The sequence below is a fragment of the Exiguobacterium sp. s36 genome (genome assembly GCF_018618345.1).
Lineage (GTDB): Bacteria > Bacillota > Bacilli > Exiguobacteriales > Exiguobacteriaceae > Exiguobacterium > Exiguobacterium chiriqhucha.
The window spans coordinates 780,572-792,604 of the sequence record NZ_JACSLW010000001.1 but is presented as its reverse complement, the minus strand read 5'-3'; the positions used below and the strand labels follow the sequence as shown (position 1 = coordinate 792,604).

Genomic DNA, 12,033 nt, shown 5'->3' with positions numbered 1-12,033 from the left:
TTGTGATCTATCTAGTATGCCATTCGTAGTTATAAATGCAGTGAATAATTATGTGATTCACTTTCTTTATGTAGTCGTGGTGTCATTGCTTCTTTTCCCACAGTTAAATTTTCGTGACTGAAGACTAAATAGCTGTTGGAGAGGCAATAAATGTCGGAAGATGGACATATATCAGAAGCATGTATAATCAATTACTTATTCATAATGAACAAGTTCAACATCATTAATAAGTACTGATAAAATTAAGAGAGAAAATGTAATTTAATACGTTCAGAGGAGTCTGTATGCACACAATGAACAAAATAAAGTATCCATTAATAGTATTGATTTTAATATCTTTCTTAGGCATTAATGGTTGGTTGGTGTATAGCAATACAAACAGTGAAGACATAGACAAAGAATTATCTATTGTTTCTTTAGCTAAGCTTTCTGACTTAAAGGTTGGAGAGCCTCTTCGAGTGGTGGGGGTTGTACGAAGTAATTATATATCGAAGGAAGGCATTTTAAGCGTTGCACTTCATGATGGAAGTGGTGAGATTAAAATATCCATGTTTCCAAGTTATGGGAAGCTCGACCATGAATTAAAAATCGGGGATAAAGTTCAAGTGCAAGGAGTTTTGTTGAAATATAAGGAACATTATCAAATTCAGCCTTTTTCAAAAAACTCAATTAAGCTTTTAGAACGTGATTCAAATAATATTCAACTACCCAACGTCTCACTTAATGAAGTTGAAGAATATATAAATAAAAAAATTTTAGTCCGTGCTGTTAAGGCAGAGGACGTCCAACTGTTCACTAGTAAAGCTGGAAAAATTCATGTCCGATTTAAGTTGAATCAAGAACAATCACATGTAGACGCAGTCATGTTTGAGAGCACATGGTCAAAAGAAGACGTGACTATTCTCAAAAATGTTCAATCAATTGACCTTATTGCTACGGTCAGTATGTATAAGGATGAACTATCATTGAACGTTCATGAAGTTTTTCAAGCGACGGAAGGCATCGACACATCAAATCGTTCACAATCAGAAGAAAGTAATAAAGAGAATAGTACTGTTTTACTTTCGCGAGCAGGTCAACATGAAGGAGAAACAATATTGATTGGGCCAGTGTATTTTAGTGACTTAGAAAAATTCACTAGTAAAAATGGTAAGGAGCATCTCCGATTCAAAGTTATGCAGAATCAATCCAAAGTGAATGCTATTATGTTCGAAGGCGACTGGTCCAAAAGAGAGACTACTATGATTAAGTCCTCTCATGAATATTATATAGATGCAAAAGTAGACGAATACAATGGGGCTACCTCCTTGATCGTTGAAGAAATTAAGGAGTAACTATGGACATCATAATTATTTTAATTTCAATCATAGCTGGAATAATGACGGGGATTATTACAGGTCTTATCCCCGGCATACATGTAAATACAATTGCCGCTATAATGGTCAGCATCGCAGCCGTTTTATATGGTTATGGAATCGATAGCACCGGAATAGCTGTTTACATTGCCTCAGTGGCAGTGGCCCATGCGTTTTTTGATTACATTCCTAGTTTATTTTTAGGTGTTCCAAATGACGAAGTCTTTGCTTTGTTACCTGGCCATCGCATGGTTAAAGAGGGTAGAGGAATTGAGGCATTGCACCTTTCGATTCAGGGGAGTTGGAATGGAATCAAGATTGGAGTATCGATTTTACTGATTGTTCTATTGATTAGTTCAACAGGGATCGAGTTTTTTAAAATCCTTGATACATATATCAAACCCTATCTATTCTGGATATTATCAAGTATCTCTATCATTTTGATTTTTAGTGAAACGAAGAGGTTGTGGGCGCTACTTATTTTCTTATTAAGTGGTTTTTATGGAATGGTTGTATTTGGTTCAGCGTTAGTTCCTAGCACCACAGCTGCCTTCAATGGACTGTTTCCTGCACTTGCTGGAATCTTCGGTGTGAGTGGCCTGATTTTTTCTCTTTTCGAAAAAATTGGTGACCTACCTGTCCAAAAAGAAGCTAATAAACTGCCAATTGACGATAAAGAGATTCAGAAAAGTTCAATTCGTGGAACGGGGGCAGGAATTGCCGTAGGGCTTTTACCAGGATTGGGTGCGGCCAACGCTGCGACTTTATTGTTGCTTGTGGAAAATTGGTTAGATAGAAAAAGTGAAAAAAACACTTCACAGTACAGATATATTGTAACGACTAGTGCTATCAATACATCAGATACGCTGTTTGGAATTGCTGCCCTCTATTTTATAGAAAAGACTCGAAGCGGAGCGTCGGTAGCAATGTCTCAGCTTTTTGAAGGTGACTTTAGTCTAACTGCTTTAATCGCTGTAATTTTCGGAACATCAATGTCAGCATATGTATCAATGAAGATTATGAAGCAGTATAGTACATTTATCGCCCGTTTCGTTTCTAAACTACACTACAAAGGGTTAAATCTTTCTGTCTTAGTATTTTTGATTTTATTTATATATTTGACATTAGGCGGCTGGGGAATCGTTATTATGATTGGAGGCACACTTTTAGGGATGTTACCTCAACTTGTAAACGTTCGTCGAGCACAAGCGATGGGATTCTTCTTGCTCCCTGTAATTTTATTTTACTCGAGTTATCAAAGTGAGATTGTATCTTTAATACATTTAAAAGCCAGAGTCACGTACCATGAAAGTATAGAAATTAATAAAATTGCCCTGTACCTCATAATCTCAGCAGGAATCTCCGTTTTGATTTATGCTATGGTAAGTATTTTTCCAAAAATACTGCCAAAGAAATAGGATAATATGATTTTTTGTAAAAAAGAACGTATTATGAAAAGCAGAAACAGCTATGGTCCCGAGTGGTTGTATCTTTCTACCGATTTGGGGAGTAAGTGAAAAAAATCTGGCGACGCTTAACGCGTCGCCAGATCTTTTCTACATCATATCTAGTTTTTAAAAGTGTCTTAATCCAAATGCTCTGACATATCCATTCGAGTCATAATCTACCCAAAATGTAGTATTTTTTGTTGGTTTGTATTCAATAGTTCCAGCAAGTTCATAACTCATTACTGATTTGTTGTTTCTGGAATACACTTTATTGTATCGATCATAGATAGAAAATTTATTGTGTGATTTTGGTTTGCCAAGCGCACTTGTCACTTCCGTCAACTTTATTTTACGATTATCGATTGATGGCATCGTCATGATATCACCGACATGATTCGGATACTTTTCATCATATCCAATCGTTCCATAGAGAAAAACTCCTTTTTCTTTGCCAAACACACAACAACCAGTGGCATAGAATCCGTAAGATGCGTCTTTACCTGCTATCTTCATGCGGTCATACAATTTTGCCTCAGCTTTATACATGGTGCCCTTCTTAGCAGCTGCGTAATGTTCTTTCAAATAGGTCGCATTACTTTTTTTGAAGACAGTGACGGTAATGGTCTTTAGCTTGCTTTTGTTTTTGGCAGCATCAACAGCATACAGTGAGAACTTGGTTCCACTTGCCTGTGCCTTAAAAGTAAACTTGAAAAGACCTTTTGAGTCAGCTTTTGTACTGGCGACCTTTGTTTTTCCTTTATAGAGGTACACCGATGCCTTTGCTTCCGTTTTTCCCGTTAGGCTCGTACTTTTAGTATCTACATTACTAGATGTTGGTGTAGGAGGTGCTGTTTTGTCTGTTACTTTAATAAGTACAGACTTACTCTTGTTTTTAGCGGCATCCATTGCGTAAATCGTCAATGTCGTTCCGGCTTTTTGCTTAGCTAGTTTCACTGAAAATTTTCCTGAAACAGCGGTCGCTTGCCCCACTTTTTTGCTTCCGTTCATGACAATGACGGTACTTTTACTCTCAGCTGTTCCGGTAAGTGCCGTCTTTGCATCTGAGAACGCTGAAACTTTTGGTGTGAGTGGAGCTGTCTTATCGATGACCTTGAACGTCGTCACGGCGCTTCGATTTTTTTGATTGTCTTCCACTGCTACATAGAGAGTAGAACCGCCTGGTTGTTTTGAAACTGGAATAACAAACTTCCCTTTTTGACTTTGTTTGAGTTGGCCAATAACTTTATTTGAAGCATTGTATACATAAATAGTGCCCTCTGGGACATCGTATGGAAGTTGTCCTGTAACTTGCGTCGCTTGATCTGTAAATGCATCCACGATAACTGGGGCATACATTGACGTATTGACGGCTGCTGCCGCATTGACGCGACCGTGTCCGTAATCTTCGTCTTTGCCTCGTGCTCCGAGATCATCTGCCGTATCAATCAAACGTTTAACGATTTGATCGCCTGTTAAAGAGGGGGCGGTTGCTTTAATTAGTGCTGCAACACCTGCGACGACAGGAGATGCCATGGAAGTTCCGCTCATCTCGCCGTAGCTATCGTAGGGTAACGTCGAGTAAATATAGCTGCCTGGAGCCGAAACATCAATTGTCGAACCATAGTTTGAGAAGTAAGATGGTGAATCCCATGATGTCGTCGAGGCGACGGATACAACATGTTCGTAAGCGGCAGGGTACCATGGATCGTCCGTCGCATCGTTTCCTGCTGCTGCGATGATTACTACTCCAGCATCATGTGCGTATTCAATAGCTTCTTGATTTAACCAACTGTAATAGTAACTACCTAAACTCATGTTAATAATATCGGCGCCATTGTCTACTGCATAATAAATGGCTTTGATAACATCTGAAGAGTAAGCACCATCCCATTCAAACACATTAATAGGCATAATTTTTGATTTTGGAGCAACTCCTGCTCCTCCTGTATAATTATCAATTTGCCCGGCGATTATTCCCGCAACGTGTGTCCCATGTTCGCCCATTGGAATTGTCTCATCTGAATCTTCAACCATGTCATAGGGATGAATGATGTTATTTTCTAAATCCTCATGATTTAAATCGATTCCATCATCAATTACAGCAACAATGACATTAGCTGATCCTTTTGTCTTATCCCATGCTTTTTTGGTCTCAATGTTTTCATGATGAGATTGAAGATCTAAGTCTGAGTCATTTGATGTATAAGAGTGTTTTAAAAGATAATCAGGTTCAACTCTTACGACTTCTGGTTGGGATTTTAATTCACTAATATATTCCTTCACAGTTTTCCCTGTCGGAACGTCCACTGTATAAATCGCTGAAGAATTACTTATTTTTTTTATGAGCATTTCTTGTGATGTGTTCGTCAAGTTCTGGCCTTTCACTTGAACGATGACTCGATTGTTTTTTGTATTAGTGTCTTCTGCGATGTAAGTGTCTGACCAACCTAAACACCCCGACGTTAAAACAAGACCAATTACCCATTTCCCCCACTTCATTTTTCATCCTCCTACAATCTTTTTATTTTATGAAAATACCACAAAAAGGTAATATTTACTTTTTAGACAAAAAATAATACTCTTACTTCCATTAAGACGGTCACCCTCTTAATGAATGAGCGGAGCGACGAGACGTGGATGAGTGACGTCATTGTCCCATTCTCAATCGTTGCGTACGTCCAATCTGATTTTCTCATTCGAGTAGCGAGTCAGATACTGATTGACGCCAAACACTTTGAGCGGATTGAGTTGATGGAGACGGTTGAATTCGGTCGAGTCTTCGAGTTGTAAGATGGTGTCGAGTGAGTAGGTCATATCCATCTCCTAAGAGAGTGGATAAGTTTAGCGACTAATTAAAGGTTTTTTGAGGATCCTCAGATTAAAATTGTCGAATGAATGTCGAACGATTCCAGGGGAAGATTGGCAATATCATCTACCTTTTTTACAGAAATCGAGAGTAATTTTTCTATTTCTTTTGTAATATCAACATCGAAGGTATGACATTGAGTAATTATAACTAATAAGGTCTATATTTAGTTCCTCATGCCTATAAACCCCTAATAAAGTTAATAACAAATATACTCAAATAATGTAATTACAACGCATTATCAAGTTAAAAAAGTAATCGAAAGAAAAAATGTATAGCGGGTGATTAAAATTGGAAAAATTAAATCAGTATAAGAATTCGATTAATAACCTTATCAGTACAGCAAATGCTCTTCAAAAAATAGCAAGTGCGATAGAACAAGACGACCTTTTTGAACAATTAAAATTAGTGAAGCTATGGGCAGAAGAACAAGATTTGCTATTAGCTACTGTCGGAGAGGTCTCCGTTGGAAAATCCTCTTTTTTAAATGCTCTATTAAAGCACCCGGTTTTACCTGTTTCTAGAAAAGAATCTACAGCACTTGTAACTCATGTGCGTAGAGGAGAGAACTTAAAAGCGTCGCTGTACATCGAAGGGGAGCAGATTTTTTCTTCAAAAGATTTAGAATCATTCAATGACTCATACACGGTTCATTCTAAGCGGTGGAAGGAAGAAAGCACCGGACGGTTAGCCCGATTTAAAAAAATCATGACAACGAAAAACGAAGTGAACGAAGATACATACATTGAAATTCAACTTAATCATCCATTATTACAAAACCGAGTTCGCATCATTGATACCCCTGGACTCAATGATTCAGGTGGCATCCGTTCTGTTATTACAAAACGGTTTGTCAGAAAAGCGGATGCTGCAATCGTATTGATGCGAGCGGATAAATTGTTATCGAATTCAGAGATGGCTTTTTTTCAGGAATATATTCTTAAAAAGCATGTGGATCACATCTTTATCTTAGTTAATCGATTCGACAAGTTAGGAGCAGATGACCAAGTCACGGTAAAAGAAGCGGCGTACAAAAAATTTAAAGAGTTAAACATTCCTGAGAAAAATGTCTTTTTCGTTTCCGCTAAGCAGGCAGTTCTTGCAAACAGCTTAGAAAAAATTGTTGTCAGCGGAGAGGGTGACTTCCCAACGAAAGCTCTTCAGCTTAAAGCAGAGTCGTTAACTCCTAGTGAGCGGGTGTCGCTTGCAAAAGATGAAATGCTTCGTCTAAGAGAATCGAGTGCATTAAATTACTTCCTTGACGTTTTACAAGAATTTCTTGTTTCGAATAAAGGAGAAGGAAGAAAAAGAAAAATTGAAAATCAGTTAGAAGAGATTGGAAAACGTCTAAATGATGAATTAGATGAAGCGAATAAAGACTTGCGTCGGACAGATGATGAAGTGAAAACTGAACTGAAACGCAATCGAGATGAACATAAGCAATCTATCAAGGCCATGGAAACGACTCGTCAGAAGTTCAGTGAAAAGACCAGACTAGAGAAACATGAGTTTATAAAACGCTTTGAAAGAGTTTTTGAATCAATAAAAACAGAGGTTGAAGCGGAAACGACGATAACACATATACACTCCAGTGAAGCAGCTAATGCGTTGTTAAAAGCTCGAACTGATGAATTGATGGATCGTATCCAATCGTGGGTTCTTGAGGAACTTCCGAAAATTGAACAGAGCGTCAGACAAATATATCTCAATGAATACTCTAGTCAGTTACCGACGGTCCAAAATGTTTTCCAAATGCCTACTATACGTAGTGCATTTATTCCAGCAGAGATTAAAAAGTCTTCAAGTAACACAGATTCAGCGGCATTAACTGGAGCTGTGGTAGGTTTTGGGGCAGCTGCATTATTAGGTGTTGGAATATTTGGTGCCCTTTTATTGATTCCTGCAGCAGCGATGGGGGCAGCTTTCCTTGCCGAAGAAAGTTCATCAAGTTCAGACGGTCGTAAACTGACGCAAAGACTCAGCAAAGAAATTGAAAAATTGTATGTTCGTGTAGAAAAAGAGTCTAAAAAAACTATTCAAACCGGATTCGATCAATCCGTTGAAACATGGATGAACGATATGGAAGAAAGCATACAGAAATCTTTCGAGCGAACGGAAAAGCGTCTAAAGAAAATAGAGCAATCATTTAAAGATGAAGAAACAAACGTCTCAAAAGAAATTGAGTATATTAATTCATTAAAAATAGAAGTCCAAGCTCAACTTGCTAGAATCTAACATCCTTTATATTTTTCAATGAGGTGAGAACATGTATTTAGATACGGTGGAAAAAATTAAACGAGTGAAGGATGTCATTGCACAAGAAGAAATATTTATTGTGGTTGTAGGTGAATTTAATCACGGGAAAAGCACCTTTGTGAACAGTTTACTTCGTCAAGATTTACTGCCTACAGGTATATTGCCAACTACGGCAACGATAAATATTATCGGCCAAGGTGATGAAAAGATACAAATTCATAAACAAGAACAAATCGTTACAGTAAAAGGTGAAGACTTACGGAGCTACATTGGGGATTCTGATGTAAGTGAAATCGAGTGGATTGGCATTAGACACCCGAATATTCCGTTCGCTCCTCCTGTATATGTGGTAGATACGCCAGGTTTGAATGACGTAAACAAGAAGCGAAGTGACGTGTCTTACAAGTTTATCCCTAAGGCAGACATTGTGTTCTTTTTATTAAAGGCGGATCAGCCGATAACAGAGACCGAACTATCTTTTTTACGCGATACACTTTTAAAAGAAGGGCTACATCGCATAATTTTTGTTATGAATTTTGCTGATGCTTTTGAAGATGAAGAAGAAGAGTTGGAAGAAATGATTGAGTCTTTAAAAGAGACTTTATGTACCATCGAAGGACTCGATGATCCGATTATTATCCCATTTGATGCAAAGAGAGCGCTGAATAACTCGATACTTGGCCAAACTTCAGAAGTCGATGAATTGATTTCTCAAATTGAAAAATTCCAAAAAAACGGACTTGAGTCGTTGAGGTTACCTCGTTACAAGGCGATGTTTAATGAGGTAACACGTACTTTTAATCAGGAACAAGAGACTTATAATCAATTAGATATGATGAAGGTCGAAGAACTTGAAATTATTCGGACATGGATTGATTCAGCCAACGAAGCGAATCAAGTACATTTTAGTGAAATAAAAAAATATTTGGAAGTTAGACAGAATGACCTTTTGTTAATGATTGATAAATCGATTGAACGTCTGTCCGAAGAATGGATTCGAGAATGTAATCGGGTTGTCAAACGTTATCAAGGGCCTTCTGCTCAATTTTTAGAAGTCATTCAACAAGATATTGAACATATATTATCAACGGAAAGAAAGCGTTGGGTTGAACGTTATACACCACAAGTTGATTTATATATTCGAAAAGTCCAACAGGAGGTTTTACAGTCCGTAACCAACATGACGAAACAGCAAGCCGTCGTGCTATGGAAACAGATCGAAGAAGACAATTTATCAGAAGTATTATTCCAACCGCCTTTCTCGGATGGAAAACCGGATCCGACTATTACCGCTGGATTGGTGGCAGGGGGAGCGGCAGCCATCATGTTAGGCCTAGGGGGCGGTTTACTATTGCCTTTCGTCGGTTTAGCAGCCTATCCAATCATTAGAAAGAAGTTAGAAACTCAAGCTCTGACAGAAGCCAAAAATCTAATGCTAATGGACTTGGATAAAATAGTTCATGTTGTTCTAAAAGATATGAAGCAAACGCTTGAGACTTATGTGGAAAAATCTTTTGCTACCATTTCAGAAACGACATTAAGTCAAATTGCAAATCATTACCGAAGCCAAGAAGAGAAAATTCAAAAACAATTACATAATCAAAAAAATGACAAAAACGTTTGGTATGAGCAAAAAAAGACGATTGAAAAAGAACTAGAACATGAAATCGAAAAAATTAAAGAGGCATTATTTAAATGAAAGCGAGAAAAAATATGATTCAGTACAAAAAAATGCTTCCTCTCCTTGAAGCTTTTGAAATGGATGCATGGAACGATTACCTTCATTTTTTGGAATACTATTCTCTAGCGACAAAAAGGCCGACCATGGCGTTACTGGGTGAATTCAGTGCAGGGAAAACTAGTTTGATTGAAGCCTTGTTAGAGACAAAGGCAGGCGTAATCGATATTCTCGAATCAACCAAATGTCCCGTATACTTCGTATACGGAGATGAAGCTCGTATTTATCCATTTAGTAAACAAGTGCCTTCCATTCAAAGTTTTGATATAGAGTCCATTTCTTTGCTAACAGCTTCAGCAAAAGAGGCAGATTGGTTGTTAGTAACGTTACCAAACAAAAATCTGAAGAAAATAAGTCTTCTCGATACTCCTGGGTCAAATGCCAGTACAACTTTCGATTTAGATTTTATCCCATGTATTACGTATGCTTGGTGTATGCCATACGGGGACGTACTCAGCGAGACACAAATGACGACTTTGAATCAAATTGGAGCTACACATCTCATTGCGACAAAAGCAGATCTCATCGATGAAGATGAGGAGGAAGAAGTAGAAGAACTATTTTCTGAAATTCAAGATACTGGCCTTTTTAAATGGGTCACCCAACAGTCTAGCCTTTGGTTGAATGACGAACCGTCATTACGCAAGTCCCTCTGGGAGCAACTGATAAAGCAGTCTAGATATCCTGCGAGTAATATAGAAGTTCCGATCATTGACCAAGTGACACATGAATTGTCATCTGCAATTAGTCGAACTGCAAATATGAAATACAAATCAATTGAGCGAAAGACAGATGTTATTTGTGCACGGTATAACTCTTGGGACAAAGCCTATCAAACTAGCTTGAACAATTTAGATTTCAAACTTAAGGAACTTCAACAAGAATGGTACTTATCATTCTTTAATATGATTTGGAAGAATGAAGAGGCCGATACTGCGACTTTAATCGGTAAAACTGTGAATATATTTAAACAAACCTGGAATCAATATAATGATTTTTCTTTATCTCATGATAATCAGCAGTTGATTATGCATCAAAAGGAACAGATGCTTTCGTTGTTATACGCAATGGAAAAAAGAATATTCAGTAACCTTTCTTGGACTAAAACTGAACAGAGTGCATTTCATGACGTGATTGAGGAAGCACAGAAATTAGATCAACGTTTAAATCTAATACTTGATAAAGATAAAGAGAAGTTAGAGGAAGCAAGACTTCAAGAAGGTTACAAAGAGTTTAGTGAATTTGGTACTCGGCACTTAACGAATGTACAGAAGACCATTAAGAACGATGTAGAAAAAGATTATTTGAATGATTTTGGGAAAGTTATTTTTATAAAACGAAATGGAAATAGTGGAGAAATAAAAATTTCTCCCGATTTGAAGGACCAAATAGAAAGAGATAATATGTTGACTTTCATCCATGAAATGGAATTAGCACTCATATCGATAAAACGAGAGAACATGTATTTGGTAGAAGAAGTCTTAAAAAATTCACCTAGAAAAGAATGGGGATTACCGAAGGAGGAACAAGTATTAGAAAATCCGTGGAAAGCGATTAAAGACTCTTTGTTAAAACTTGAGGAAAAACGAAATAGAATTCTAAAGTATTCCGATGACTGGCAAAGTAAGATGGATCAAGCAGAACATTCTTTGAATGAGTTAGGTCAAAAGATTGAGATAATTGATAAAAAATTAATCAAGTATCCTATCCCACAAGAAAATGAATGGAGCTTTGTTAATGCTGTTGTCGAACGGGTGATTTCAGATTCGAAAATACTATTAAATGGGGTTTCTAAAACTCATGCGTTCTCTTATCAACCAGTGTACAAGAAATATGTAAAGCTAGAAAAACCTTCTGCAAAATACAATAAGTTTAATCAACGGCAATGGAATTACTCACTTTTTAAATTCGATACATTGTCTATGACGGTCTTACTGACATTCTTACTTTTGGTTGGTCCTTTGATTTCTTTTTCAACTATAGAAATGGATTATGGGAAAGGGTTTCTATTATTCCTACTTACCAGCCCAAGATTTTGGGGAATCGTCGCCTTCAGTTTTATCAGCTCATTAACCTGGACTTACTTTGCACATCGATACGTAGAGAGAACATTGATGAAGTCAAAAGTAGTCGGAGTACGATTTACAACAGATGTACAGAAAACAGCAAAATTAGATTTTCCTTGGAATCTTATGTTGATAGGTATGGCACTACTTTTAGTGGAGATTGGTAATCTCCTATTTGGAGCTGACCGTGCAGTCGTTAGTTATTTAGTCGGTGCAATTTTACCGTTTATGTTGTTTCGAAACTATTAATTAATCGTTCATAACCCACGAATAATAAAAGGATGATAGTTATTATTTAACTATC

7 protein-coding genes are annotated in these 12,033 nt (G+C 37.3%); 5 read left to right on the top strand and 2 right to left on the bottom strand.

What is annotated here, in order from left to right:
- Positions 1 to 284: 284 nt before the first annotated feature.
- Both KNP95_RS03940 and KNP95_RS03935 read left to right on the top strand, forming a co-directional pair.
- Positions 285 to 1,334, top strand: coding sequence for an OB-fold nucleic acid binding domain-containing protein (locus KNP95_RS03940; RefSeq protein WP_214835536.1), 1,050 nt, complete (start codon positions 285 to 287; stop codon positions 1,332 to 1,334).
- Between the two features lie 2 nt (positions 1,335 to 1,336).
- Positions 1,337 to 2,773 carry a tripartite tricarboxylate transporter permease gene (locus KNP95_RS03935; protein ID WP_214835533.1) on the top strand — a complete coding sequence of 479 codons (1,437 nt, stop codon included), beginning with the start codon at positions 1,337 to 1,339 and terminating at the stop codon, positions 2,771 to 2,773.
- Between the two features lie 156 nt (positions 2,774 to 2,929).
- Here KNP95_RS03935 and KNP95_RS03930 read toward each other — a convergent pair whose 3' ends face one another.
- Complete coding sequence (locus KNP95_RS03930; RefSeq protein WP_214835531.1) at positions 2,930 to 5,302, bottom strand: S8 family peptidase; 2,373 nt, start codon at positions 5,300 to 5,302, stop codon at positions 2,930 to 2,932.
- A 162-nt stretch (positions 5,303 to 5,464) separates the two neighbouring features.
- On the bottom strand, positions 5,465 to 5,617 hold the full coding sequence (locus KNP95_RS03925) for a hypothetical protein (RefSeq protein ID WP_214835529.1): 153 nt from the start codon (positions 5,615 to 5,617) through the stop codon (positions 5,465 to 5,467).
- 343 nt (positions 5,618 to 5,960) lie between these two features.
- On the opposite strand from KNP95_RS03925, the gene KNP95_RS03920 reads away from it, so the two are divergent.
- Genes KNP95_RS03920 through KNP95_RS03910 form a run of 3 tightly spaced genes read left to right on the top strand, consistent with a single transcriptional unit; the run spans position 5,961 to position 11,978 of the window.
- Positions 5,961 to 7,904: a dynamin family protein gene (locus KNP95_RS03920; protein WP_214835527.1), complete on the top strand. Its 1,944-nt coding sequence runs from the start codon at positions 5,961 to 5,963 to the stop codon at positions 7,902 to 7,904.
- Between the two features lie 31 nt (positions 7,905 to 7,935).
- Positions 7,936 to 9,624, top strand: a complete 1,689-nt coding sequence (locus tag KNP95_RS03915; RefSeq protein WP_214835525.1) for a dynamin family protein — start codon at positions 7,936 to 7,938, stop codon at positions 9,622 to 9,624.
- Positions 9,621 to 11,978 (top strand): dynamin family protein, encoded by a 2,358-nt coding sequence (locus KNP95_RS03910; RefSeq protein ID WP_214835523.1) that lies wholly within the window; start codon positions 9,621 to 9,623, stop codon positions 11,976 to 11,978. Before KNP95_RS03915 ends, KNP95_RS03910 begins: the two co-directional genes overlap by 4 nt.
- Positions 11,979 to 12,033: the final 55 nt, after the last annotated feature.

Bases quoted from the DNA above. Each gene is read 5' to 3' on its own strand.
- KNP95_RS03940 (WP_214835536.1), top strand. From the start codon at position 285: ATGCACACAATGAACAAAATAAAGTATCCATTAATAGTATTGATTTTA.
- KNP95_RS03935 (WP_214835533.1), top strand. From the start codon at position 1,337: ATGGACATCATAATTATTTTAATTTCAATCATAGCTGGAATAATGACG.
- KNP95_RS03930 (WP_214835531.1), bottom strand. From the start codon at position 5,302: ATGAAGTGGGGGAAATGGGTAATTGGTCTTGTTTTAACGTCGGGGTGT.
- KNP95_RS03925 (WP_214835529.1), bottom strand. From the start codon at position 5,617: ATGACCTACTCACTCGACACCATCTTACAACTCGAAGACTCGACCGAA.
- KNP95_RS03915 (WP_214835525.1), top strand. From the start codon at position 7,936: ATGTATTTAGATACGGTGGAAAAAATTAAACGAGTGAAGGATGTCATT.
- KNP95_RS03910 (WP_214835523.1), top strand. From the start codon at position 9,621: ATGAAAGCGAGAAAAAATATGATTCAGTACAAAAAAATGCTTCCTCTC.